General features: G+C 73.3%; 24 protein-coding genes and 1 other RNA gene. 13 read left to right on the top strand and 12 right to left on the bottom strand.

What is annotated here, in order from left to right; genetic code table 11:
- Positions 1-2: 2 nt before the first annotated feature.
- The 8 genes from BMZ50_RS20715 (at position 3) to BMZ50_RS25330 (ending at position 6,548) form a co-directional block, all read left to right on the top strand.
- Entirely contained in the window at positions 3-1,523 is a 1,521-nt protein-coding gene (locus BMZ50_RS20715; protein WP_091329028.1) for a sugar ABC transporter ATP-binding protein, read from the top strand.
- Positions 1,524-1,682: 159 nt separating this feature from the next.
- Positions 1,683-2,057, top strand: a transfer-messenger RNA (tmRNA) gene (gene ssrA / locus BMZ50_RS20710).
- Positions 2,058-2,661: 604 nt separating this feature from the next.
- The gene (locus BMZ50_RS20705; protein WP_091329026.1) at positions 2,662-3,075 is read left to right on the top strand and encodes a hypothetical protein; all 414 of its coding nucleotides are present in this window, start codon (positions 2,662-2,664) and stop codon (positions 3,073-3,075) included.
- 14 nt (positions 3,076-3,089) lie between these two features.
- A complete protein-coding gene (locus BMZ50_RS20700; RefSeq protein ID WP_091329024.1) occupies positions 3,090-3,953 on the top strand; it encodes an alpha/beta fold hydrolase in 864 nt (287 codons plus the stop codon).
- Positions 3,954-4,336: 383 nt separating this feature from the next.
- Positions 4,337-4,612 (top strand): DapH/DapD/GlmU-related protein, encoded by a 276-nt coding sequence (locus BMZ50_RS20695; RefSeq protein ID WP_281245452.1) that lies wholly within the window; start codon positions 4,337-4,339, stop codon positions 4,610-4,612.
- Positions 4,609-5,172: a TetR/AcrR family transcriptional regulator gene (locus tag BMZ50_RS20690; protein ID WP_091329022.1), complete on the top strand. Its 564-nt coding sequence runs from the start codon at positions 4,609-4,611 to the stop codon at positions 5,170-5,172. The genes BMZ50_RS20695 and BMZ50_RS20690 overlap by 4 nt, the downstream gene beginning before the upstream one ends.
- Before the next feature lie 18 nt (positions 5,173-5,190).
- Positions 5,191-6,393 carry an MFS transporter gene (locus BMZ50_RS20685; protein ID WP_091329020.1) on the top strand — a complete coding sequence of 401 codons (1,203 nt, stop codon included), beginning with the start codon at positions 5,191-5,193 and terminating at the stop codon, positions 6,391-6,393.
- Positions 6,381-6,548, top strand: coding sequence for a 2OG-Fe(II) oxygenase (locus tag BMZ50_RS25330; RefSeq protein WP_091329091.1), 168 nt, complete (start codon positions 6,381-6,383; stop codon positions 6,546-6,548). The genes BMZ50_RS20685 and BMZ50_RS25330 overlap by 13 nt, the downstream gene beginning before the upstream one ends.
- 59 nt (positions 6,549-6,607) lie before the next feature.
- Here BMZ50_RS25330 and BMZ50_RS20675 read toward each other — a convergent pair whose 3' ends face one another.
- From BMZ50_RS20675 to BMZ50_RS20640, 8 genes are all read right to left on the bottom strand, one after another.
- Positions 6,608-7,711 carry a branched-chain amino acid ABC transporter permease gene (locus tag BMZ50_RS20675; protein ID WP_091329017.1) on the bottom strand — a complete coding sequence of 368 codons (1,104 nt, stop codon included), beginning with the start codon at positions 7,709-7,711 and terminating at the stop codon, positions 6,608-6,610.
- Between the two features lies 1 nt (position 7,712).
- Complete coding sequence (locus tag BMZ50_RS20670) at positions 7,713-8,597, bottom strand: branched-chain amino acid ABC transporter permease (protein ID WP_091329089.1); 885 nt, start codon at positions 8,595-8,597, stop codon at positions 7,713-7,715.
- Positions 8,597-9,307: an ABC transporter ATP-binding protein gene (locus BMZ50_RS20665; RefSeq protein WP_218146367.1), complete on the bottom strand. Its 711-nt coding sequence runs from the start codon at positions 9,305-9,307 to the stop codon at positions 8,597-8,599. The genes BMZ50_RS20670 and BMZ50_RS20665 overlap by 1 nt, the downstream gene beginning before the upstream one ends.
- Positions 9,294-10,121, bottom strand: coding sequence for an ABC transporter ATP-binding protein (locus tag BMZ50_RS20660; RefSeq protein WP_218146366.1), 828 nt, complete (start codon positions 10,119-10,121; stop codon positions 9,294-9,296). The genes BMZ50_RS20665 and BMZ50_RS20660 overlap by 14 nt, the downstream gene beginning before the upstream one ends.
- 68 nt (positions 10,122-10,189) lie before the next feature.
- A complete protein-coding gene (locus tag BMZ50_RS20655; protein WP_177212912.1) occupies positions 10,190-11,386 on the bottom strand; it encodes an ABC transporter substrate-binding protein in 1,197 nt (398 codons plus the stop codon).
- 408 nt (positions 11,387-11,794) lie between these two features.
- A complete protein-coding gene (locus BMZ50_RS20650) occupies positions 11,795-12,160 on the bottom strand; it encodes a hypothetical protein (RefSeq protein ID WP_218146365.1) in 366 nt (121 codons plus the stop codon).
- A 43-nt stretch (positions 12,161-12,203) separates the two neighbouring features.
- Positions 12,204-13,151 (bottom strand): MBL fold metallo-hydrolase, encoded by a 948-nt coding sequence (locus tag BMZ50_RS20645; protein WP_091329085.1) that lies wholly within the window; start codon positions 13,149-13,151, stop codon positions 12,204-12,206.
- Between the two features lie 171 nt (positions 13,152-13,322).
- Entirely contained in the window at positions 13,323-13,946 is a 624-nt protein-coding gene (locus BMZ50_RS20640) for a superoxide dismutase family protein (protein ID WP_091329008.1), read from the bottom strand.
- 162 nt (positions 13,947-14,108) lie between these two features.
- On the opposite strand from BMZ50_RS20640, the gene BMZ50_RS20635 reads away from it, so the two are divergent.
- Positions 14,109-15,614 (top strand): adenylate/guanylate cyclase domain-containing protein, encoded by a 1,506-nt coding sequence (locus BMZ50_RS20635; protein WP_091329006.1) that lies wholly within the window; start codon positions 14,109-14,111, stop codon positions 15,612-15,614.
- Between the two features lie 3 nt (positions 15,615-15,617).
- On the opposite strand, the gene BMZ50_RS20630 is transcribed toward BMZ50_RS20635, so the two are convergent.
- Together BMZ50_RS20630 and BMZ50_RS20625 are read right to left on the bottom strand one after the other, a co-directional pair.
- Entirely contained in the window at positions 15,618-16,679 is a 1,062-nt protein-coding gene (locus tag BMZ50_RS20630; protein ID WP_091329004.1) for a potassium channel family protein, read from the bottom strand.
- 71 nt (positions 16,680-16,750) lie between these two features.
- Positions 16,751-18,493, bottom strand: coding sequence for a class I adenylate-forming enzyme family protein (locus BMZ50_RS20625; RefSeq protein WP_091329002.1), 1,743 nt, complete (start codon positions 18,491-18,493; stop codon positions 16,751-16,753).
- A gap of 95 nt (positions 18,494-18,588) precedes the next feature.
- Between BMZ50_RS20625 and BMZ50_RS20620 the strand changes: the two genes are divergently transcribed.
- The gene (locus BMZ50_RS20620; RefSeq protein WP_245753773.1) at positions 18,589-19,116 is read left to right on the top strand and encodes a patatin-like phospholipase family protein; all 528 of its coding nucleotides are present in this window, start codon (positions 18,589-18,591) and stop codon (positions 19,114-19,116) included.
- Between the two features lie 6 nt (positions 19,117-19,122).
- Here the strand turns inward: BMZ50_RS20620 and BMZ50_RS20615 are convergent, their stop codons facing one another.
- Both BMZ50_RS20615 and BMZ50_RS20610 read right to left on the bottom strand, forming a co-directional pair.
- Positions 19,123-20,475 (bottom strand): DUF2254 domain-containing protein, encoded by a 1,353-nt coding sequence (locus tag BMZ50_RS20615; RefSeq protein WP_091329001.1) that lies wholly within the window; start codon positions 20,473-20,475, stop codon positions 19,123-19,125.
- A 191-nt stretch (positions 20,476-20,666) separates the two neighbouring features.
- Positions 20,667-21,314, bottom strand: a complete 648-nt coding sequence (locus BMZ50_RS20610; protein ID WP_091328999.1) for a TetR/AcrR family transcriptional regulator — start codon at positions 21,312-21,314, stop codon at positions 20,667-20,669.
- A 91-nt stretch (positions 21,315-21,405) separates the two neighbouring features.
- Here BMZ50_RS20610 and BMZ50_RS20605 point away from each other — a divergent pair, with 91 nt between their 5' ends.
- From BMZ50_RS20605 to BMZ50_RS20595, 3 genes are read left to right on the top strand one after another with little or no spacing between them, the layout of a single operon-like run.
- Entirely contained in the window at positions 21,406-21,927 is a 522-nt protein-coding gene (locus tag BMZ50_RS20605) for a 2Fe-2S iron-sulfur cluster-binding protein (protein WP_091328995.1), read from the top strand.
- On the top strand, positions 21,924-22,919 hold the full coding sequence (locus tag BMZ50_RS20600) for an FAD binding domain-containing protein (protein ID WP_091328993.1): 996 nt from the start codon (positions 21,924-21,926) through the stop codon (positions 22,917-22,919). The genes BMZ50_RS20605 and BMZ50_RS20600 overlap by 4 nt, the downstream gene beginning before the upstream one ends.
- A complete protein-coding gene (locus BMZ50_RS20595; protein ID WP_091328991.1) occupies positions 22,916-25,006 on the top strand; it encodes a xanthine dehydrogenase family protein molybdopterin-binding subunit in 2,091 nt (696 codons plus the stop codon). The genes BMZ50_RS20600 and BMZ50_RS20595 overlap by 4 nt, the downstream gene beginning before the upstream one ends.
- Positions 25,007-25,069: the final 63 nt, after the last annotated feature.

Raw genomic sequence — 25,069 nt, 5'->3', positions numbered from 1 at the left:
CCGTGCTGGAGGCGCAGGACATCCGCAAGGCGTACGGCGGGGTCGTCGCTCTGGCCGGTGTCGACCTCACCGTCCGGCCGGGGACCGTGCACGCGCTGCTGGGGGAGAACGGCGCGGGCAAGTCGACGCTGGTCAAGGTGCTGGTCGGCGCCGTCGATCCCGATGCGGGTGTCCTGCGCCTCGACGGCCGGGAGCTGCGGCTGCGCTCCACCGCGGATGCCGTCGACGAGGGCGTCGCGGTGGTGTCGCAGGAGCTCAGCCTGTTCCCCGACCTCGACGTGCTCTCCAACCTGTTCCCCATGCGGGAATCGCGCCGGGGGCCGCTGGTGGACCGCCGGCAGATGGCCGAGCGGGCCCGGCCGGTGCTCGACGAACTCGGGCTGGCCGTCGCGCTCGACGAGCCGGTCGAGCACCTGCCGCTCGACCAGCGCCAGCTGCTGGAGATCGCCCGCGCGCTGGTCACCGACCCCCGCGTGCTGATCCTCGACGAGCCCACCTCGGCGCTGCACGCGGAGGCGACCGACCGGCTGCACGACGTGGTGCGCCGGCTGCGGGCGCGGGGCGTCGCCGTCGTCTACGTCTCCCACCACCTGGAGGACGTGCTGGCGGTCTGCGACGAGGTCACGATCATGCGCGATGGCCGGGTGGCCGTGCCCGCGGCGCCGGCGAGCTCGTTGACCGTCGACCGGATCGTCGCGCACATGCTCGGCGACAAGGTGGCCGCGATCGTCGAGGAGCGCTCCCACACCGGTGCGGTGGCGGTCGACCCGTCGGCGCCGGCGCTGCGGCTGGAGCGGGTCACCGTGCGCGGTCAGCTGCGGGAGGTCGACCTCGCCGTCCCGTGCGGCCGGGTCGTCGGCCTGGCCGGCGTGGCCGGCTCCGGTCACCGGGCCGTGCTCAGCGTCGCGGCGGGGGTTCTCCGGCCGGACGCCGGCCGCGTGGTCCTGCCCGACGGCGCGCCGCTCAAGGGGGGCATCCGCGGCGCCATCAGCCAGGGCGTCGCCATCGTCTCCGGCGACCGCAAGCGGTTCGGGGTCATGCTCGACAAGCCGATCTGGGACAACGTCGGCCAGGTCGGCTCCGTGGCGCTGCGCCGCGACGGGTCCTTCGTCCGGGCCGGCCGGCTGCGGGAGCGGGCCCGCGAGCACGTGGCCCGGCTGGGCATCAAGACGCCGTCGGTCGACCAGGAGGTCGGCGCGCTCTCCGGCGGCAACCAGCAGAAGGTCGTGTTCGCCAAGTGGCTGGAGGCCGAGCCATCGGTGCTGCTGCTGGACGACCCGACCCGCGGGATCGACGTCGGCGCCAAGGCCGAGATCTACAACCTCCTGCGCGGGCTCTCCGACCGCGGCGCGGTGCAGATCGTCGCCTCCTCCGACCCGCGGGAGCTCGCCGCGGTCTGCGACGAGGTCGTGGTGTTCTACGACGGCCGCATCTGCGCGCGGCTCACCGGTCGGCACCTCGACGCGCACACGATCCTCGAGGTGATGAACACCGGCGTCCCGCCCGCGGAGCTCCCGGCGTAGCGCCCTCCTGGCGTTGATCATGGGCTCGTCGCCCGCCCACGTGCGGCGCCGAGCGCGTCCCGCGGCAACGACCCCGTGATCGACGGGGCCGGGCGGGACCGGTGCGCGGGGGGAACAACCGCGTTGCCGGAGCCGTTAGAGTCTTCGTACAACTACACAGGGGGTGAATGGTCTCGACTTCGGTCGTGTGACCAGGGGAAGCGAGCCGAGGAAGGCAACGATGAGCTCGTTAACCACGCGTTGCAAACAACACAAGCGCCGACTCCAGTCAGCGCGACTTCGCTCTCGCTGCCTAAGCAGCAGGAGTGAGTCTGTCAGCCCGGGTTCGTCATCGGCCCGGATCCTGGCATCAGCTAGATGACTCACCGTGCGGATCGGTCGCGGATCCGCACGGGACACCGCACAGCGACTGGGCCCGTCACACCGACTCGTTCGTGAGATCGGTGGGGTCAAGCAGAGACGCAGCGGACTGCGCTCGGAGAAGCCCTGGTCAGGCGTCGGAGGACGCGGGTTCGATTCCCGCCACCTCCACCACGGGGTTCTCCCCGAGAACCTGGATTCGTTTCCCCGAATCCGGCGCTCGGGGAGAGTCCGCAGGTGAACCCCCGTTCCACCACGTAGGGCCCGGTCGGACGACCGGGCCCTACGTGTGTCCGGGCTCATCGGTGGCTGGTGTGGGCGCTCGCGTCAGCCGTCGAGGTAGTGGCCGTCCCAGCCGTCCGGACGTGACGCTCGGCGCCCTTGACGGACGTACCGGGTCGTCGATGAGCCCGGGCCCGGGGCGGCCTGAACGCTGCTGTCCGCGGTGCTCCGCGGGGGCGGCGGGAGTAGCGTCGCGAGGATACGGCCGGATCGAGGTCGCGATGCGAGAGCCGCCGCTCTACTCCCACGGGTCGCTGGCCAGTTGTCCCTCGCCAGAACCCGAGACGGTTCATGCACCCTTACGTCCGCGGCACCAGCCGGACACGGTGGAGAGCTTGCCGCCTGGCAGGACCGATGCATCCTCTCTGCGAGAGGCCGCCGCGACAGGTGCCGCAGGGAGCCCTTCTCCAAGCAGTCGCCGCGTCCGGGCGCCGCAGTGCCGCCGGCGTCCTCACCTCGCGCCTGCACCGGAACCAGCCAGGCGAGGAGATCCTCAGTGACCGCCACTGCAGATGCACCCACTGTCCCTGTCGAGGAGTGGGTCCGCTCGTTCACCGATGCCTCGGACAACGACCCCGAGATCCAGGCCCACGGGAAGTACTTCACCTGCACCTACCTGCTCGACATGACCGACCACCACTTCGTGGTCCGGATGGTGTCGGGCAGGGTGGCCGAGCTCGCGGTGGATCCCGGGCCGCTGGACGTCGGCTACCAGTTCCTCATCCGGGCGGGCGTGGATACCTGGCGAGGGTTCGGCACCGCGATTCCCCCGCCCATGTTCCACGGCATCTGGGCGGCCACCTTCCGCCGGGACATGAAGCTGGAGGGCGATGTCCTCGTCCTGATGCAGAACCTCCGCTGCATCACCCGCCAGATCGAACTCCTGCGCTCCGTGGGCGTCCCTGTCTAAGTCTGGAGCACGTAATGCCACGCATCTCGCCCGTCACCGGCCACTACGTGACCGTCGACGTGGATGACGTCCAGTACAAGGTCTTCTACCTCGAGAACGGAACCGGTCAGCCGCTGGTGTGCCAGCACACCGCGGGCTGCCACAACCACCAGTGGCGCGGACTGCTGGAGGACGAGGAGATCACCAGCAACCACCGAGTCATCGCCTACGACCTGCCCCGGCACGGGAAGTCCGACCCGCCCGAGAACGAGGAGTGGTGGAAGGAGGAGTACCGGCTCACCGCCGACCACTACACGAAGTTCATCGTCGCGCTGTGCGACGAGCTGGACCTCGAGCAGCCGATCTTCATGGGCTCATCGTTCGGCGGCAACGTGGCGCTCCAGCTGGCACTGCGCTACCCGGACCGCTTCCGGGCCGTGATCCCCGTCGAGGGTGCCGACTACTCGCCGGGCTTCTACCTGGACTGGTGGCAGCACCCGCACGCGAACGCTGCGCAGGTGTGTGCGAGCGGCGTGTGGGACCTCATGGCACCACAGTCCCCGGAAGCCGACCGCTGGAAGACCTGGTTCTACTACACCCAGGGTTCGGAGGCGTTCAAGGGAGACCTGTACTTCTACTCGGTCGACCACGATCTGCGGGGCAAGCTCGACCAGATCGACGGAGACCGGTGCCCGGTCGTGATGCTCACCGGGAGCTACGACTACCTGACGACGCCGGAGGACGGCCGCCGGACCGCGAGTAAGATCAAGAACGCCGAGTTCATCGAGATGGAGAACATCGGCCACTTCCCGATGAGCGAGAACCATGAACTTTTCCGGCGGTACTTGCTGGAGGCACTCGACACGATCGGTAGCCGCGCCGCCACGGCTCAGGCCTGACCATGGGCGGCGAGGGACGGCGACGACCGGTGGACCCGGCTGGGGCGGAAGAAGGGGTGGCCGGCGGCGTTGAGCGCCCTGCGCGCCATCCAGCTGCCTGAACCGCCCCTCGGACCATCACCCGAGCCGCGACCGTGTGAACACATCGCCACCGTGATGTGACAGCGCGTCGAGGACGATCGTCCGCGACGTCCTGACCTGCAGGGTGTCATTTCGGGGAGAACCCCCAGTTCCACCACGTAGGGCCCGGTCGGCCGACGGGGCCCTACGCGCGTCTTCACCCTGTTGCCGCCGTGTCAGCCGGCGGAGCAGCGGACCGGCGGTAGCGAGGCAGGCGCCGGTCCGACGAGCCGGCGCGGAACAGGCGACCGGCGGCAACCGCTGTGTACGCTCGTTCTTATGAGCTTCCGGCCCGAGGCGGACGGGCCCCGCCCCGCTGCTTCGCGAACTTCGGGCTCGTCGCCCTCGACGTCGCGCCGATCACCATCGGCGGCAACGTCTGGCTCGGCGGCGGGGCGATCGTGCTGCCTGGCGTGACGATCGGGGAGAACACCGTCGTCGGCGCCGGCGTGGTGGTCACCCGGGACCTGCCGGCCGACGTGGTCGCCGTGGGCAACCCGGCCCGCGCCGTCCGCACCCTGCACGGGCCCGGCCGGTGAGCGCCACCCCCGCCCCGGCACGGCGAGCCCGTCGGTACGACCCCGGCCGGCGCGACCGGCTGGTGGACACCACGCTCGACGTCGTCGCCGAGCAGGGCGTCGCCGCCGCCACGCACCGGGCGATCGCCCGCGCGGCCGACGTCCCGCTGGGGTCGCTGACCTACCACTTCGGCTCGCTGACCGACCTGCTCGCCGCGGCGTTCACCCGGCACGTCGACACCGTCGCGGCCCGCTTCGACGAGCGGATGCGCGCCGCACCGGACCGGGCGGCGGCGCTCGAGTCGCTGGTCGAACACCTCACCGGCGACCTGCTCGGCTCCCAGCGCGACCTGGTGCTCGCCGTCGAGCTCTACGTCGCCGCGGCCCGCAATCCGGCCCTGCGCGCGGTCACCCAGGACTGGATGTCCCGCAGCCGCCGCAGCCTGGAGCGCCACCTCGACCCTGTCACCGCGCGGGAGGTCGACGCGCTGGTGGAGGGGCTGGTCCTGCACAGCGCCCTGTCCACCGGTCCGATGACCGCCGACCAGATCCGCTCCGCCCTCCACCGGCTCGCCGGCTGACACCGCCCCGAGGACCCCGTGGCCGCCTCCACCGACACCGATGCCGCGCGCCTGCGCCGTGCCCGCGTCGCCGTCGCCGGCTGCTTCTTCCTCAACGCCGTGTTCTACGCCAGCCTCGTGCCGCGGCTGCCGGAGGTGAAGGCCCAGCTGGGGCTGAGCAGCACCGCCCTGGGCGCGGCGCTGGCGGCCCTGCCGCTGGGCGCGCTGCTGGCCGGCCTGTCGTCGGCGGCGTTCATCCGCCGGTTCGGCTCCGGCCGGGTCGCCTCCTACGGCCTGGTGGCCCTCGGCGTCACCGTCTGGACGGTGTCGGTGGCGCCCAACTGGCTCGGCCTCGCCGCGGCGCTGCTGGTCATCGGCGCGCTGGACGCGATCGTCGACGTCGCGCAGAACGCGCACGGGCTGCGCGTGCAGCGGCTCTACCAGCGCTCGATCCTCAACGCCTTCCACGGCGTCTGGAGCATCGGCGCGGTCGCGGGCGGGCTGCTCGGCTCGGCCGCGGCAGGGCTGGGCGTGCCGCTGGGTGCGCACCTCGCCGGCACGGCGGTCGTCTTCGGCGCCGTCGCGCTGGTCATCTCCCGGGCGATGCTGCCCGGCGGGGACGAACCGGAGCCGGCCGCCGAGGACCATCCGCGGGAGCGCCCGCGCCGGCGGGCCGCCGTCCCGGCGCTCGCGGTGCTCGGCGTGCTCGCCGCGTGCGGCGCCTTCGTCGAGGACGCCGGCGCATCGTGGAGCGCGCTCTACCTGCGCACCGAGCTGGACGCCGGGGCCGCTACCGCGGGGCTGGGCTTCGTCGCGCTGTCGGTGGCGATGACCGTCGGGCGGCTGACCGGCGACCGCGTCGTCGACCGGTTCGGCCGGCGCCGGGTGGCCCGGGCCGGTGGTGCGCTCACCGCTGCGGGCATGGGTCTGGCCCTGGCGCTGCCGTCGGTGCCCACCACGCTGGCCGGGTTCGCCCTGGCCGGTCTCGGCGTCGCCACCCTGATCCCGGCCGTCTACCAGGCCGCCGACGAGCTGCCCGGGTTGCCGCACGGGCTGGGGCTGGCAGTGATCAACTGGCTGCTGCGGATCGGCTTCCTCGTCTCCCCGCCGCTGATCGGCGCCCTGGCGGATGCGACCAGCCTGCGGATCGCCCTGCTCGCGGTCGTGCTCGCCGGGGTGGGTGCACTGGTACTCGGACGCTCCCTGCCGGGCCGGCCGTCCACGGACCGATCCGGCGGCTGAAGCTCGGCCAGGGGCAGGCGCTGGTCTTCACCACCCGGGACCGCCCCGTCCGCGCCCCCCGCGGCTGGTCGGCGGCACCCGTCCGCCACGGGGTCAGCCCCGTCCGCTCGGGGCGCCGGCACGCCCTCGGCCTCGTCCTGCACGACGCCTCCTGACCGGTTGCGATCGGCGGGCGTCCCCGTGCGATCGCCGCCGGCCCGACGTCAGTTCCTCATCACTCCTCGACGGCGCCGACCGGCACGGGCGGAGGACCGGTACGGGCGTCAGGTTCGGCCGGACGCTGCTCCGCCCGGCGGGAACGGCGCGGGACGAGCTCGGACAGCTCGCGGCCGCCGGTGATCCCCGCCGGGCGGAGCAGGAGGACGCCGAGCAGCACGAGCGCCAGACCCACCGACGCCAGACCCGACCGGGAGGGGATCTCCAGCCCGCCGATCGTCACACCGCTCTCGATCACGCGCAGCACCTCCAGCGCGACGGAGACGACGATGGTGCCGATCACCGCACCGGAGACGCTCGTCAGCCCTCCGACCACCAGCATGGCGATCGCAGTGAAGGTGAGGGAGAGGAAGAACGAATCGGGGTTGATCGAACCGACGTAGCGGACGAACAGCGACCCGGCGACGCCGAGGACGAAGGCGCTGACCACGAAGGCGATGCCACGCTCCCACCAGACCCGGACGCCGATCGCACGGGCGGCGACCTCGTCCTCGCGGGAGGCGGCCAGCCGCAGGCCGATCCGGGACTGCCGGAAGGCCAGCGCCGCGACGATCGTCACGCAGGCGCAGACCAGCAGGGTGAGCAGGGCGGGCGGCTCGACGATCAGGATCAGCCCACCGCTGCCCCGGGTGAACCGATCGGCGTTCTGCAGCACCGAGTGGCAGGTGATGAGCAGCGCCACGGTGGCCAGGCTGGCGGTCAGCCCGGACAGCCGCATCAGCGGCAGGCTCACCAGCAGGGCGAACACCGCGGCCACCACACCGGACAGCAGGGCTGCCTCGAACGCGGAGAGCTCGAGGTCGGCCAGGAACCCGGGCAGCTCGGGCAGCTGGAAGGCGCGCTGCGCGGGCGCCATCATCACGATCGCGGTCGTGTAGGCGCCGACGCCCATGAAGGCCACGTGCCCGAAGGAGAAGATCCCCGAGTCGCCGACGAAGATCTTCAGGCCCACCACCACGATGAGCATGATCAACGCGATTCCGGTGGCGCGGTCCAGGCGCGGTCCGCCGAGCGTGCCGAGCAGGGTGGCCAGGGCGACGAGGGCGCACAGGACGGCGGCCAGGACGCCGGCGCGGAGCCAGGGCCGGGTGGAGGTGGTCATCTCACACTCTCGGGGACAGGGCGGCGACGCGGAACAGGCCGCCGGGACGGAGAGCCATCAGCGCGAAGACGCCGGCGAAGAGGAAGGCGTCGCGGTAGCCGGCCAGTTCATAGGGCAGCAGCTGCTGCAGCAGCGCGGTGGCCACGCCCAGGACGTAGCCACCGACGACGGCGCCGGGCAGGCTGCCCAGCCCACCGATCGCCGCGGCGGTGAACCCGAACAGCACAGGGGTGAGGCCGATGCCGAGGGAGATGCCCCCGGTCTGGCCGACCAGCAGGATCGCCCCGACCCCGGCCAGGAGGCCGCCGATGGCGAAGGCGCTCGCGATCACCCGGTTGCTCCGGACGCCGCAGAGCCGGGCCATCTCGAAGTCCTCGGCGGCCGCACGCATCTGCACGCCGGCGCGGGTCCGGGTCATGAACAGGGCCAGCGCGACCAGCAGCACCGCGGTGGCCAGGATCGTGACGACGCTCAGCCAGCCGACGGTGAGCCCGCCGACGGTGACCGAGGAGCGGAACAGCGGGACGACGTCGGCCGACTTCGGCAGGGTCGTGAAGATCATCTGCGCCACGTTCTGGAGCAGGAAGCTCACCGCGAAGGACGTGATCAGCAACGTCGCCGGGTTGGCGCCGCGGATCGGCCGGAAGGCCGCCCGCTCCATGAGCAGCGCCATCACGGCCACCGCGACCACCGCCATCAGCAGCGTGGCCTGCCACGGCCAGGCCTGGGTCAGGAAGATCGTGTACGCACCGACCATGATCAACTCGCCGTGCGCGAAGTTGACCAGCTGCATGATGCCGAAGATCAAGGCGATGCCGAGCGCGAAGAGGGCGTAGAAGCTGCCCGCCGTCAGCGCGTCGACGACGAACTGCAGAACCGTGGTCATCACCGCTCCCCGGCGCCGAGATAGATGTCCCCGAGCTCCTCGGGGGAGAGATCGCCGCGTGGGGCGTGGGCGACGAGCTCGCCCCCGCGCAGCACATAGCAGCGGTCGGCCACCTCGACCGTGCGGCTTGCGTTCTGCTCGACCAGCAGGATCGTCAGGCCCTCCGCACGCAGCTGCTCGATGGTCTCGAAGACCAGGTCGACCAGCAGCGGGGACAGGCCCAGCGAGGGCTCGTCGAGCAGCAGCAGGCGCGGCCGGCTGAGCAGCGCCCGGGCGATCACCAGCTGCTGCTGCTCCCCGCCGGAGAGCTTGCCCGCGTTGGACCGGTAGTAGCGGCGCAGCACGCTGAAGCGTTCGAGCTGCCGCTCGATGTCCTCGGCCACCTGCGCGCGGTCCTTGCGCACGGTCGCGCCGATCGCCAGGTTCTCCGCCACCGTGAGGGTGGCGAAGACGTGGCGCCCCTCGGGGACCAGGGAGACCCCGCGCCGGACGATCTCCTCCGCGGGGCGTCCGTCCAGCTGCTCACCCTCCAGCAGCACCCGGCCGCCGGCCACGGGCAGCCGGCCGGAGACGGCCCCGAGCGTGCTGGTCTTGCCGGCCCCGTTCGGGCCGAGCAGGCCGACGATCTCGCCCTGCGACACCTCCAGCGAGACGTCGCGCACGGCCCGGATGCGCCCGTACTGGACGTCGAGACCCTCAACCCGCAGCACGGCTGCCCTCCTCACCGGCGCCTGCCGCGCCGACCCTCGTCACGCTGGAGCCGAGGTAGGCCTCGCGGACGCGCGCGTCCCGGGCGACCTCGGCGGGCAGTCCCGCGGCCAGCGTGCGGCCGTAGTCCAGGACGTGCAGCCGGTCGCACAGCCGCATGATCAGCCGCATGTCGTGCTCGATCACCAGGAGCCCGCACCCGTGGTCGGCCCGGATGCCCCGGAGGATCTCCAGCAGCTCGTCGCTCTCCTGCTCGTTGAGCCCGGCGGCCGGCTCGTCGAGCAGCAGGATGCGCGGCCGGCCGGCCAGCGCCCGGGCGATGCCGAGCCGGCGCTCCTGCCCGTAGGACAGCGCACTGGCCACCGACCCCGCGCTGGGACCGAGGCCGACGAGATCGAGCACCTCCCCGGTCAGGGCGGCGGCCCCGCGGCCGGCCGCACCGGCGCTCCGGGCCGCCGCCTCGACGTTCTCGCGCACGGTCAGCCCGCGGAAGGCCCGGACGCTCTGGAAGGTGCGCGCGACACCGGCCCGGGCACGCCGGTGGGCGGCCCAGCGGGTGATGTCCGCGCCGTCGAGCAGCACGTGGCCGGTCGTGGGCCGCTGGAACCCGCTCAGGGCGTTGACCAGCGTGGTCTTCCCGGCCCCGTTCGGTCCGATCAACCCCACGATCTCGCCCTGCTCCACCGCCAGGTGGACGTCGTCGAGCGCGTGCACGCCGGCGAACCGCACGTGCACCCCCCGCGCCTCGAGCCGGGCCGCTCCCTCCCCTGTGGGGGAGGGAGCGGCCGCGTTCGGCCCGCTCCTCGTCACGGTCACCTCTCCACTTCTCATCCGAGTCGCTCCCGTGGCGAGTCGTTGTCGCCGAGCCGCCTGCCGAGGGGTACTCAGCAGGCCGCGCGGGAGACCTCGGGGTTGGACACGTACTCGACGAGACGGGCGGTGCCGCCCTCGACCGTCATGATCGCCACCGGCCGCTCGACGGGGGCGTGGCAGTCGGCCGAGTAGCTCGTGGGCCCGACCAGGAACTCCTCCTCGTCGAGGGTCTCCAGCGCCGCGGCGAGCTCCGCGCCCTCCGCCGTCCCGGCCTGCTCGATGCCCCAGGCGATCGTCTGGATGTTCATGTAGCCGAACAGCGCGTAGCTCGGCGAACCCTCGTATTCCACGTTCTCGAGGAACTCGTTGACGTCGGGATTCGGGTCGTCGCCGCCCGAGGAGACCATCGCGGCGTGGAAGAAGTTCTGCAGGTCCGGCACCGCATCGCCCCAGAAGGTGCCGTCGAAGGCGCCCCCGCCGTAGATCGGCAGGTCGACGCCGGCGGTGCGCAGCTGCCGGATCACGCTCGGGCCGCCCGGCGGGTAGGAGCACAGGACGACGAAGTCGGTCCCGGTGGCTCCCCGCACGTTGCTGACCTGGTTGGCCACCGACGGGTCGCTGTTGTCGAAGGTGTCCCGGCCGGTGATCGTGCCCTCACCGGCCAGCGCCTCCCAGGCCGTCTGGAACTCGTCGCACAGCGACTTCGAGTACTGGATGCTGGTGTCCTCCAGCAGGTAGGGAGCCCGCAGCCCCTGGCTCCCGAAGGCGAACTGGGCCAGCGCGGCCGACTCGCTCGGCGTGGCCTGGAAGACGTTGAAGTGCAGCGGGCCGAGGCCCTGCATGCCGAACTCGGTGGCTCCGGCACCGCCGATGGAGACCTTGCCGGCCGCCTGGGCGGTGAGCACGGCGGGAGCGCCCATGTCGTAGTCCACCGTGGGGACGATGATGTCGGCCCCCTCGTCGAGCAGCTCCTGAGTGACCGCGGCGACCTGGGTCGGGTCGCTCTTGTGGTCCGCGGTGATCAGCTGCAGCTCACGGCCGTCGATGCCACCCGCGGCGTTGATCTCGTCGATCGCGTACTGCATGCCTGCGGTCTGGGCGTTGTCGTAGAGCTCGAAACCGCCGGACTCGGCGACTGCGGCGCCGATGATGATGGGGTCGTCCGACGCCTCCTCGCCGCCGCCCCCTCCCGAGGCGGTCGAGCTGCTGCAGGCCGCGAGGGTGACCGCGAGGGCCGTGATGGCCAGCGGTCCGCGAACACGGAACATGGGCGTCTCCATGGTCTGGGAGGGGCGCGCCCGCCAGCCCGATGCTGGCGGGGCGGGTTCGTCATGTGACTGCTGCAGCGGACCGGCGCGCGCGGCCCGGCGGGCACCACGTCATCGAGTTCCTGATCTGTGCAGCCGCGCCGGGCTGTGATCCGGACTACATGCCAAAACGCTATGGCGCCGTAGGTTCGGAAGTCAACAGTGTCTGTGGCCAGTGAGACGGAACCCGATCCAGGGTGCGGCACTTAAGGCAGATGGGCGACCGGTGAAACCGTCCTGACATACGGATTTCGATCCGAATCGATCCGGTGGAAGGCGTGCCCGGTCTTGCTTCCGCTCACGATCGTCCGACCGCTGCCCAAACTGACCGACGGGCCTGGCCGAGTCACCCCGGGCGCACCCGACGGGTCAGGTCATCTTCTTCCGCAGCAGCCGGTTGCTCTTCGGTTCCCGCTTCTTCTTCTCGTCCTCGATCTGCTGGATGAGCTGGCGCTTCGCCTCGGCCATGGCTCGCTCGAGGTTCCTCTCGGTGGCCTTGGCCACCAGCGGCGGGTACCCGGGCAGCTCCGCGCGCAGCGTGACCTGCTGCTCCTTGCCGTCCCGGTGCTTGACCGACACGTCCAGGAGCATGGACTCGGGATCCCAGCGGGACAGGTGCGGCACCAGCCCGGACAGGGCCTCGCGCACCCACGGCCGGTCCGCCTCCGAGAACCCGCCACTCAGGTGCAGCACCTCGTCGAGGATCCCGGTGCGGGCATCCTGGGGTTCGCTCACCGCTGGCCTCGTTTCTCCGGGAGCGCTGGATCCGACGGTAGACCTACCCCGGCGCGGCGGCGAAGGCGTACGCCGTCCCCACCGCGTTGGGTATGAAGGCCTCGGGCAGCGCCTCGGCGAACCGGTGCTGGGCCTTCCATCCGGTGCAGTGCGCCGGGACGAGGACGTCGGGCGCCAGGTCGGTGAACGCGGCAACCGTGGGCTCGATGATCGGCTCGAACGCGGCCCCCGTGAGGTGGAACCCGCCCAGCATCGCGTGCAGCCGGTCGGTCCCGGTGAGCCGCAGCGCGTGCCGCGCGATGTTCACCGCGCCGGCGTGGCCGCACCCGGTGAGCACCACCAGTCCCCGGCCGCGCACGTGCACGACCAGGGCCTGCTCGTCGAGGATCAGCGGGTCGGGTTCCCAGCTGCCGTCGCTGCGGGCCTCGTGGAACGGCAGGCCGCGCTCGAAGTCGGTGGTCCGGTCCACCTCGCCGGTGATCAGCACGGCGTCGTCGAGCAGCAGGGACGGTTGCCGGCGCTCGACGACGGTGAAGCCCTCGCTCTCCAGCGCTGCGCGGCTCAGCGTGGGCAGCACCCATTCCGGCGCTCCCGGCATCGCGAAACGGCGGTGGGTCCATACCAGCGGGTGCACGGCCAGCGGGAGCGAGGTGCCCCTGCGCAGCCGGGACAGGCCGGCGAAGCCGCCGGCGTGGTCCAGGTGACCGTGGCTGAGCACGACCGCCTCGATCGTCCCGACGTCGACCCCGAGCCGCTCCGTGTTGATGGCGAGGCCGTCGGGGGAGATGCCCGTGTCGAACAGCAGCACGTGCGTGGTGCCGCCGCGCCGGACGGTCACCAGGGCGGAGAACCCGTGCTCCGCGACGAGCCCGGGATAGGTCCGCCGCTCCTCGTACTGCGGTGCGGGCACGGTCGGCAGCCGGGCGATCGGGGTGCGCCGCGCGGGCCCGAGGTCGGCCATGAGCCCGTCGTAGGTGTTGTCCATCAGCATGGTCACCACGAGCTCGTCGACGGGTTCGAGGGAGATCGGGTCGACGGCGGCGCCCCCCGCGGCGCGCGGTGCCGACCTCTGGGCGGCCTCGGGGCCACCGCCGTCACACACGGCCTGCCCGCTCGTGTCGCATCAGGGAAACCTCCCGCCTCCCGATCGGCCGCCCGCCGGTCAGTGCCCGAGCACGCCGCAGGCGATCCGGGCGCCGGAGTCACCCGCCTTCTGGGTCTCCTGGTCCGGCCCGCCCGGGGGATACCTCGGCGGGATGTGGGCCAGGTTGTCCGGGTCCGCGTGGATGATCAGCGACGTGCCGTCCCCCTTCAGCAGGTCCTCGAGGTTCTCCACCCGCATCAGGCTGGACGTCGAGCCGAAGCCCCGGGCGTTCACCTCCAGGGTCGGTAGGTCGCCCGTGTGCTGGGGGTGGGGGCCGTCCGCGCTGCCGAGGTGCGGCCCCGCGGAGAGGAAGTTCCCGGTCTGGGACGGGTCGCTCGGGTCGGCGCTGTTCGGTTCGCAGACGCCGACCTCGTGCAGGTGCATACCGTGGAAGCCCGGTGGCAGACCGCTGGCCTCGACGCGGACCTGCGTGCCGTTGACGGTGTCGGTGAAGATCGCGTTGCCGACCCGGGTGCCCTCCGGGTCGTTCAGCGGCGCGGTCAGCTCTGCCACGTTGGTCGGGCCCGACGTTCCGCTGCTCGATTCGGAGCTGGATGCCGCCTGGTTCCCCCCATCGGAGGCGCAGCCGGCGAGGACGATCGTCAGGACCGCGGTCGGGGCGACGAGCGTCGGGTGTCTCACGGGAACTCCTCGGGTCGCGCGCGCAGTCCTGCAGAGTTACCCGTCCCGCGGTCCGGCGTCACCCGGAGCGGCCCATCGGACGTCCCGCTCCCACCCCCCGCGACGGCCCGCCGGTGCGGACGGTGACCGATTCCGGACGGTTCCGTCCTCTTTGGGGGGATCATGACGTCCCGCGCACGGGACGACGCCCGGCTGGAGTGGACGCCCAGCGGGCGCATCGCCGTGCCGGCCATCGTGCTGCTGGTCGTGGCCGCCAACCTGGTCGGCGTCGGCACCGTGGCGGTGCTGCTGCTCGGGCTCTCCGTCGATGCCCAGGGCAGCAGCGGCCGCGCGACGATCGTGCTCACCGCGGCCGGCTACCTCGCCGTGGCGCTGCCGCTGGGTGCGTTCGCCGGGATGCGCCGCCAGCGCGCGACCGCCGCCTGGCTCAGCGTCGGGCGGCAGCCCAGGCCGGAGGAGGCCCGCCGCGCGCTGCGGCTGCCGCTGGACATCGGGTTGATCGCCGCGGCGACCTGGCTGGGTGGCGGCTTCCTCGTCGGGATCGTCGGGGCCTTCGTCTCCCCGTTCCCCCTCGTGGGCCTGCGCGTCGGGCTGGCCGCACTGCTCGGCGGCGTGGTCACCACGGGCGTCACCTACCTGCTCGTCGGCCGGGTCGCCCGGGGCGTCACCACGCGGGCGCTCACCGCACACCCGCCGACCGGTGCGCTCCGGCTCGGGGTGCGCCCCCGCATGCTGCTCAGCTGGGGGCTGACCAGCGGCGTCCCCCTCCTGGGCTTGATCCTGCTGTTCCTCGACCCGAGCAACCCCGAGGGGCCCGAGGAAGGGCCGGTCGTCTTCCTCATCATCGTCGCGCTGCTGGTCGGCCTGTTCGCGACGCTGCTGACCGCGCGCGCGGTCGGCGTCCCCCTGCAGGACCTGCGCCGGGCGGTGCAGCGGGTCGGACGGGGTGACCACGACGTGCGGGTCACCGTCGACGACGCCGGCGAGATCGGGCTGCTGCAGGCGGGGGTCAACGGCATGGTGGACGGGCTCGCCGAGCGGGAGCGGCTGCGCGACCTGTTCGGCCGGCACGTAGGGACGACGGTCGCCCAGCGGGCGCTGGCCACGGGCGTCTCCCTGGCCGGGGAGGAGCGGGTGGTCGCGGCGCTGTTCGTCGACATCGCCGGCTCGACGTCCCTCGTGCAGCGCACCGGGCCGGAGCGGATGGTCGGCCTGCTCAACCGGTTCTTCGCCGTGGTCGTCGAGACCGTCGAGGACGAGGGTGGCCTGGTCAACAAGTTCGCCGGCGACGCCACGCTGTGCGTCTTCGGCGCCCCCGCCGAGCACCCCGACCCGGCGGGGGCGGCGCTGCGGGCGGCCCGTCGCATCAGCGCCGCCGTCCGCGAGGCCGGCGAGCTCGACCTCGGCATCGGGGTGGCCTTCGGCCCGGTGTGGGCCGGTCAGGTCGGCGCGGCCAGCCGGCTGGAGTACACGGTGGTCGGCGACCCGGTCAACGAGGCCGCCCGGCTCACCGGACCGGCCAAGGACCACCCGGGCCGGGCGGTGGCCAGCGAGGCCGCCGTCCGGGCCGCCGATCCCGCGGAGGCGCAGCACTGGGCACCCGACGGCGTCGTGCGGCTGCGGGGCCGGGACGAGCCGACCCGCACCTGGGTCTGCCGGACCTGCTGACCCTCAGGCGGTCGCGGCCTGCGTCCCGGCCGGCTGCGGGCCGGGGTGGGCGCGCACCACCACGAGCACGTCCTCGGCCTGCAGCGTGCCGATCAGCGGGTCGTCGAAGAGCAGCGTGCGCCCGCCGCGGGTCACGCTCAGGACGATGTCGCGCAGCTGCCGCGGGCTCAGCCCGACCTCCCCGGCGGTGACCCGCCGCTGGTGCAGGTCCAGGCCCTGCCCGCCGGTGACCAGGTCCTCGACGGTGGCGACGACCCGCGGGCTGTCGGTGGACAGGCCCAGCAGCCGGCCGGAGGTGGCCGAGGTGGTGATCACCGTGTCGGCGCCGGACTGGCGCAGCAGCGCGGCGTTCTCCTCCTCGCGCACGCTGGTGGTGATGGGCACGCTGGGGTTGAGCTGGCGCACCGTGAGCGTGATGAGGACCGAGGCGTCGTCCCGGTTGGCCGCGACGATCACCGACCGCGCCCGCTCGACCGATGCCCGGCGGAGCACCTCGGTGCGCCCGGCGTCGCCGACGATGCCGGTGAGCCCGACGGAGTTGGCCTCGTCGATGGCCCGCGGATCCGGGTCGACGATGACGATCTGCTCCAGCGGGGTGCCGTTGGCCTGCAGCGAGCGGATGGCGCTGCGCCCCTTGGTGCCGTAGCCGCACACGATGACGTGCTGGCGCACGCGGGACCTCCAGCGACGGATGCGGAACTCCTCCCGGGTGCGCGTGGTGAGCGCCTCCAGGGTCGTTCCGATGAGGATGATCAGGAAGATGATGCGCAGGGGCGTGATGACCAGGGTGTTGATCAGCCGGGCACTGTCGGAGGCCGGGGCGATGTCGCCGTAGCCGGTCGTCGAGAGCGTGACGGTCGTGTAGTAGAAGGCGTCGAGCAGGTCGATCCCGTCGCCGTTGTTGTCCCGGTAGCCGTCCCGGTCGAGGTAGACGATCAGCACGGTGAGGAGCAGGACGAACGCGGCGGCGGCGACCCGTTGCAGCACCTGCCGGGTGGGGGAGGGCTCGACGTGCGCGATCCGCACGCCGGTGTGCTCGGTCACCGGTCCCGTGTCGCCGTCCACCCGCGGCACGATAGTGAGCCCGTAGCGCGCATGCGTGACCGCCGCACCCGTCCGGGTGAGCGGGTGGGTGGTCAGCCCGCGGAGGCGGCAGCCCGCTCCCGGGCGGCGAGCTCGCGCTTGAGCACCTTGCCCGCCGCGGACACCGGGATCGCCTCGATGAACACGACGTCGCGCAGCCGCTTGTAGGGCGTCACCCGGTCGTTCACCGCGGCCATGACGAACTCGGCGGTCAGCGCCGCGCCGGCGTCGTCGTCCCGGCGGACCACGTAGGCGACCGGCAGCTCCCCGGCCTCCTCGTCGGGCCGGCCGACCACGGCGGCCCCGGCCACCCCGGGCACGCCGAACAGGATCTCCTCCAGCTCGCGCGGGAAGACGTTGTAGCCCTTGTAGAGCAGCATGTCCTTGGTGCGGTCGACGATCGACAGGTAGCCGTCCGCGTCGAGCACCCCCACGTCGCCGGTGTGGAACCAGCCGTCGGCGTCGATCGCCTCCGCGGTGGCCGCGGGCCGGTGCGCGTAGCCGCGCATCACCTGGGGGCCGCGGATGCACACCTCGCCCCGCTGCCCCGGCGGCAGCGGCGTCCCGCCGCCGAGCGGCCGGATGCTGATCTCGGTGTCGAAGACCGGCACGCCGACGCTGCCCGGTTTGCGGGTGCCGGAGCGGAACGACGGGTTGCCGGTCGCCTGCATGGTCACCTCGGTCAGGCCGTAGCCCTCGCCGATCACCGCGTCCGGCAGCAGCTGCCGAAGCCGCTCGATGAGCGGTACCGGCAGCGGCGCGGCGCCGCTGGACACCCCGCGGACGTGCGACAGGTCGGCGTCGGCGATCCCGGGCACCTGCAGCAGCGCCACGAACACCGGCGGGGCGCCGCCGATGCTGGTGACCTCGTACCGGACGGCGTCCCCGACGTACACCACCGGGTCGAAGCGGGGGTGCACGATCGTGGTCGTTCCGCCGATGACCATGCCGTTGAGGTAGCCGATCGCCCCCATGGCGTGGAACCACGGGGTCAGGTTGATGAGCCGGCCCTCGCCGAGGCGCACGGGGTACTCCTCGGGGCCGCAGACCTGGCGGAGGGTCACGTCGCCGGCCTCGTCACGCGCGGGCACCGACCCCGACGTCCAGCACGCCGACTGCAGCACGTTGGTGACCACGCTGCGGTGCGGCAGCTCCACCCCCTTGCTGACGCCGGTCGTGCCCCCGGTGTAGGCCAGGTGCGCGAGATCGATCGCCGGGTCCAGACCGGCGTCGAGGTGCCGGTCGGTGGGGTCGCCGCCCAGCAGGTCGGCGAGGTCGACCTCGTCCCCGGCGAGCTCCAGCCGGGCGGCGAGGTCGTGGGCGTGCGCGTCGCCGGTGACGATCACCGTCTCCACCGGGGTGCCGGCGCGCAACGCGCGGACGGCGGGCAGCACCAGGTCCAGCGTGACGACCACCTTCGCGCCGGCGTCGGTGAGCTGGGCGGCGAGGTCGGCCGGGGGCAGCAGCGGGTTGGTGGGGGAGAAGGTGGCGCCGGCGAGCAGGATCCCGTAGTAGACGGCCGGGTACTGGCGGAGGTTGGGCAGGTGGACGGCGACGACGTCACCGCGGCCGATGCCGTGGTCGGCCAGCCAGTTCGCGACCGCGTGCGCCCGCCGCCCCAGCTCGGTGAAGCTCAGCGGCACCTCGTGCTGGACGAACGCCGGCCGGTCGCCCCACCGGCGCACCGCCGCCCGCAGGATCGAGCCGACCGGGACCGCCGGGTAGTCCAGCGAGCGCGGCAGCCCGGGCGGCCAGCTGCGCGTCGTCGGGGTCGGGCCGGCCTGCGTCGCGGTCATGCGGGTCCTCTCCGGAGAGAGCCCTCAGCGTGGCGCACGTCACATTTGCTGTCGAGGGTGCACGGTGGGTGAGGATGCGGGCATGAGCGGCCAGCGTGCCGCCCTCGTCCTCGGTGGCGGGGGCATCACCGGCATCGCGTGGGAGATCGGGGTCCTCGCCGGCCTGGCCGAGGCCGGGGTCGCCCGACCGGGCCCTCGTCGTCACCGCCGTCGATGCGGCGACCGGCGAGTTCCGGCCCCTGGACCGCTCCTCCGGAGTTCCGCTGCTGCAGGCGGTCGCGGCCAGCTGCGCCGTCCCCGGGATCTACCCGCCGATCACCATCGAGGGGCGCCGCTACGTCGACGGCGGCATGCGCTCGACGGCCAACGCCGACCTCGCCGAGGGCTGCGCGCGGGTCGTCGTCCTCGCGCCCATCCCGCGCGGTGTCGGGCCGATGGCCAGCGTCGACGCGCAGGTGACCGGCATGGTCGCGCGGGTGGCGGTCGTGGCCCCCGACGCCGGGAGCAGGCAGGCGATCGGCCGCAACGTGCTCGACCCGGCCGCCCGGGCGGGCGCGGCGCGGGCCGGGCGCGCCGAGGCAGGCGCCGTCGCCGAGCAGGTCGCCGAGGTCTGGAGCGGCTGAGCGGCGTCAGGCCTGGACGCGGGCGTCGGGCCGGGCGCCGGGGCCCACCCTGCTCCCGTCCAGGCGGATGGCCGTGGTGACGTCGGGCCCGGACCCGATCCCCTCGGTGTCGGGGACGAGCGCGGCGGCCGCATCCTCCTCGTTCCCGTGGGCCCGGTGCACGCCGTCGGCGAGCAGGCGGAGCTGCCGGTCGAGCGGCGCCTGCCGCTCGGGGGGCACCACGGTCTTGAGGTCGTGGAGCGCGGCCGACAGGCGCCGGGTCACCTGCGGCGAGGGTGCGCCGGCCAGCCGGATCTCGTCGAAGGCGAGCCGGACGTAGCCGTCCCAGGTCATCGTGCGCTGGACCAGCCGGACCACGCCGTCCGCGTCCCGGTGCTCGCCGGGGGGCAACGGGCGGACCGCGAGCAGGCGCAGCAGGTCGTGCAGCCGGTGCAGTGCCTGCAGGGTCGTCGTCGGATCGTTGAAGGGCTGGGCGATCGACCGCTCGGCGATGTCGACCAGCTTCCGGAATCCGTACGCGAGGTCTTCGATGTGCACCCGTTCGTCGGCCACCAGCACCAGGCGGGTGATCTCCTCGGGCCGGATCCGGCCGCCGCCGGGGCGGCCGTCACCGGTGCCGGCCCCGGGCGCCCGGTGCACCCGGAACAGCGGTGCGCCGCCGACGACGTAGTCGCCCATGACGGGAACGAGTTCGAGGACGCAGTCGGCGCGACGGGCGGCGGCGACGAGGCGGCGGCGGTCGACCCGGTAGACGTTGCCCGGCGCCGGAGCGGGGATGACGTCCGGGTCGGCGGGCGGGGCGAAGTCAGGCGGGTCGGCGGAGGTGATGTGCCGGCGGGTGCGGTCGCCGACCAGGTCGATGAGGCCGGCTGCCCGCAGCTCCTGACCCGCGTGATGGACGAAGAGGACGAGCGTCACGACGCTGGCCAGCATGAGCGCGTACGCCAGCAGCATCGACAGCCCCGGAACGGCTGCCGGATCGGTGTCCCGGATCTCGCGCAGGACCATCACGGACACCACGAAGGTGGCCCCGAACAGGCCGATGGCCACCTGGTTGGCCCGGTCGGTGAGGAGGGCGGCCACGATCCGGGGGGAGAACTGGCCCATCGCGAGTTGGATGGCGACCAGCGTCATCGTGAGCACGAGGGTGGTCAGCGTCGCGGTCGCGGTGGCGAACGTGGACAGGATGGTCTGCGCGTCGGTGGGCGTGCCGGTGAATGCCTGCGGGATCAGCGTGTAGCCCGAGCGACGGTCGAGCCGGAGCGTGCCGAGAACGATCAGGATGCCGGCGATCAGGCACAGCAGCGGGATCGGCCAGATGCTGGTCCGGAGGGCGTGCATGAGGCGGGACAGGCGCATCGAGGCCCCAGGAGCTCGGGCCGGCAGGGCCGGCCGAGGGGTGCCCCGCCAGGACGTCTCGGCGGGATCGTCGGTGGTGCGGCGGCCCGAACGGCCGGCACCGCCTTCTCCATCTCACTCCTGCTGCCCGACGGTGTCGATCCGAGGGGAAACCCGACCGGCGGGGCGCGGGCAGTCGCGCCCCGGCCGTGTCACCCCGCTCCTGGCGCGGACAGCATCCGCTCGGCGAGCCGCTTCCACAGCGCCAGGTGCGGATCGGTCGTGGCCGGCCGGTCCTCGAAGGCGTGGACGATCGCGACCCCGCGCATGCTGGTGAACAGCAGTTCGCAGACCTCGGGGTAGCGCTCGGCGGCGGCGAGCTCCGGACCCCAGATCTCGTCCGCCACTCCGTAGATCGCGGCCCGCAGCCGCCGCTCCTCGGCCCGCAGCGCCGTGCGCAGCCCGGGATCGGTGCGGGCCGCCGTCCACAGCTCCATCGCCGCCCAGAACGGCGGCTCCTGGAACGTCGCCCACATGAGTTCGATCGCGCGGTCCACCCGCTCCCGGCCGGCCGGCTGGTCGGCCATGAGTGCGGCGGCGCGTTCCCGGACCGCGGCCAGCACGGTGCTCGACAGGTGCCCCGCGGCGGCGACCAGCAGCTGGGCGCGAGACGGGAAGTGGTGCAGCAGCCGCCCGCGGGACACCCCGGCGCGGGCCTGGACGGCGAGGGTCGAGGCGCCGGCGTAGCCGTCCTCGACCAGACACGTCACCGTCGCGTCGAGGATCAGCAGCCGGCTGTCGGCGGTGCGCGCGGAGCGACTCCCGGACGGGCGGACCGGCGCAGCGGAGTAGACGGTCATACGTGACCCTAGGAGCGCCGCGGCCCCGTGCGAGCACTGCCGGCGTCGCCCGACCGTTTTCCTCCCCGGGCGTGCGGGCAGGAGCGCCGGTGTGGACACCGAGATCACGCTGCGCGTGGACGGGGCGGCGCACCCGCTGACCGTCGACACCCGCACGACCCTGCTCGACGCGCTCCGCGAACGGCTGCGGAACACCAGCCCCAAGAAGGGCTGCGACCACGGCCAGTGCGGTGCCTGCACCGTGCTGCTGGACGGCCGCCGGGTGAACAGCTGCCTCGTCCTGGCCGTCACCGTCGGGGATGCCGAGGTGACGACGTCGAACGGGCTGGCCACCGACGGGCAGCCGCACCCTCTGCACCGCTCCTTCGTCCGGCGCGACGCCTTCCAGTGCGGCTACTGCACCCCCGGCCAGATCTGCTCGGCCGCCGGCGTGCTGGAGGAGGCCCGCGCCGGCTGGCCCAGCGCGGTGACCGCGGACCTGACGGCCGCGGTGGAGCTGACCGACACGGAGATCCGCGAGCGGATGAGCGGCAACCTCTGCCGCTGCGCCGCCTACGCCCACATCGTCCCGGCGGTGGCCGACGTGGCCGCCGCCGAGGGGGTGCGGCGGTGAAGGAGTTCCGCTACGAGCGCAGCCCCGACCCCGCGGCGGCGGTCGCCCTGCTGGCCCGGGAACCCGGCGGCGCCTTCCTCGGCGGCGGCACCAACCTCGTCGACCTCATGAAGCTCGGCGTCGCCACGCCCGACGTCCTCGTCGACGTCCGCGAGCTCACCTCGGCCGAGGTGAGCGACCTGCCCGACGGCGGCCTGCGCATCGGCGCCGGCGTCCCGAACGCCGACCTCGCCGCCGACCGGCGGGTGCGCGAGCGCTACCCGGTGCTCGCGCAGGCGCTGCTGGCCGGTGCCTCCGGGCAGCTGCGCAACCGGGCCACCACCGGCGGCAACCTGCTCCAGCGCACCCGCTGCGGCTACTTCACCGACGTCACCCGGCCGTGCAACAAGCGCAGCCCCGGCAGCGGCTGCGGCGCACTGCACGGCGTGCACCGCAACCACGCGATCCTCGGGCAGACCTTCGAGGGGCCCGGTGCGTGCGTGGCCACCCACCCGTCGGACATGGCGGTGGCGCTGGTCGCGCTCGACGCGGTCGTGCGGGTGCTCGGCCCCGACGGCGAGCGGAGCCTCCCGATCGGCGAGCTGCACCGGCTGCCCGGGAACGACCCCTCCCGGGACACCACGCTGCGCCACGGCGAGCTGATCACCGCGGTGGACCTCCCCCCGCTGGACCTGCCCTCGCGCTACCGCAAGGTGCGCGAGCGCGCCTCCTACGCCTTCGCGCTGGTCAGCGTCGCCGCCGCGCTGCGGGTCGAGGACGGCGTCGTCGCCGACGTGCGCCTGGCCCTCGGGGGCGTGGCGCACACGCCGTGGCGGGCGCGCGCCGCCGAGGAGACGCTGCTCGGCCGGCCGGCCACCGAGGAGGCGTTCGCCGCGGCCGCCGGCGCCGAGCTCGCCGCGGCCACCCCGTTGCGGGACAACGGCTTCAAGGTGCCGCTGGCCCGCAACGTCGTCGTCCGCACCCTGCTCGACCTGTCCGGAGGGACCCGATGACCACGATCGACCGCGTCCTCGGTGCCGGCATCGAGCGCATCGACGGCCCGGCGAAGGTCCGCGGCAGCGCGCCCTACGCCTTCGAGCAGGACCCCGGCGAGCCGATCACCCACCTCGCGCTGGTGCAGAGCACCATCAACCGCGGCCGGATCACCCGCCTGGACCCCTCGGCCGCCGAGGCGACGCCCGGGGTGCTCGCCGTCCTCACCCCCGCCAACGCCCCCCGGCTCTCCGGCGAGCTGACCGCGGACCTGCCGGTGCTGCAGTCCCTCGACGTGCACTACCAGGGGCAGGTCGTCGCGGCGGTGGTCGCCGAGACCTCCGAGATCGCGCGGGCGGCGGTCGGGGGCGTGCGGGTCGAGTACGCCGCCGAGGAGCCGGACGTGACGCTGCGTGCCGACCGGCCCGACCTCTACGCCCCGGCGCAGGTCATGGCCGGCTTCGCGACCGACTCGGTGATCGGCGACGTCGACGGGGCGCTGTCCACCGCAGCGGTCACCGTCGACGCCACCTACGAGACACCGGCGCAGCACAACAACCCCATCGAGATGCACACCTCGATGGCCCGCTGGGACGGCGACTCGCTCACCCTCTGGGACGCCAACCAGGGCCCGCACACCATCCAGCGGGACCTGATGACGGCCTTCGGCCTCACCGCCGGGCAGGTGCGGGTGATCTCGCCGTACGTCGGCGGCGGCTTCGGGTCCAAGGCGTTCGCGCACCCGCACCAGATCCTGGCCGCGATGGCGGCGCGGGTGGTCGGCCGCACCGTCGTCCTCGAGCTCACCCGGCAGCAGATGTTCAGCCTGGTCGGGCACCGGACACCGACCATCCAGCGGGTGCGGCTGGGCGCCGATTCCGAGGGCCGGCTGACCGCGATCAGCCACGAGGTCGTCGAGCACACCGCGCGGATCGCCGAGTTCGCCGAGCAGACGGCCACCGCGACCCGGGTCATGTACGCCGCCCCGCACCGGCGGACGACGCACCGGCTGGCCCGCCTCGACGTGCCCCCGCCGACGATCATGCGGGCGCCGGGGGAGACGCCGGGCATGTTCGCGCTCGAGTCGGCGATGGACGAGCTCGCGCACACCCTGGGCATCGACCCGGTGGAGCTGCGCATCCGCAACGAGCCGCCGCGCGACCCGGAGCGCGACGTCCCCTGGTCCTCCCGCAGCCTGGTCGAGTGCCTGCGCACCGGGGCCGAGCGCTTCGGCTGGGCCGGGCGGGACCTCCGCCCGGGGGTGCGCACCGACGGGCGGTGGCTGGTCGGCACCGGCGTCGCCGCGGCCACCTACCCGAGCCGGCGGCGCAAGGCCGACTGCCGGATCTCGGTGGACGGGCGCGGCCGGTACCTCGTCGAGATCGACGGCTCCGACATCGGCACCGGCACGTGGACGGCGCTGACCCAGATCGCCGCCGACGCGCTGCACGTGGGCCTGGGCGAGGTCGAGCTGCGGATCGGCGACAGCCGGCTGCCCTTCGCCGGCGGCGCGGGCGGCTCGACCGGGCTGGCCTCGTGGGGGTCGGCGGTCGTGCTGACCGCGCGGCAGCTGCGCGCTCGGCTGGAATCCCTCGGCGGTCAGCCCCCGCCCGACGGGCTGACCGTGGACGGCGGGGTGCCCGGCCCCTCACCGCACGCCGAGCAGTACTCGATGCACTCCTTCGGCGCGCACTTCGTGGAGGTCCGTGTCGACGCCGACACCGGAGAGGTGCGGGTGCCCCGGGCGACCAGCGTCTACGCGGCCGGCACGATCGCCAACGCCACGACCGCCCGTTCGCAGTTCCTCGGCGGCTTCTGCATGGGGCTGTCGATGGCGCTGCACGAGGAGTCGCTGCAGGACGAGCACTTCGGGCACTTCGTCAACCACGACCTGGCCGGGTACCACATCGCCACCAATGCCGACGTCGGGGAGATCGACATCTCCTGGCTCGACGAGGAGGACCCCTGGGTCAACGAGCTCGGCCTGAAGGGGATCGGGGAGATCGGCATCGTGGGCGCCGCGGCAGCCGTGGCCAACGGCTACTGGCACGCGACCGGGCGGCGCATCCGCGACCTGCCGCTCACGCCCGACAAGTTCTTCCGCTGACCGGAGTGGATCCGTGGGCGTGACGCGCACGGATCCACTCCGGTCAGCGGCTCCGGGAGACTG

Source organism: Geodermatophilus ruber (assembly GCF_900114385.1).
GTDB lineage: Bacteria > Actinomycetota > Actinomycetes > Mycobacteriales > Geodermatophilaceae > Geodermatophilus > Geodermatophilus ruber.
The sequence above is the reverse complement of the archived record's forward strand: the minus strand, read 5'-3'. Positions and strand labels throughout refer to the sequence as shown.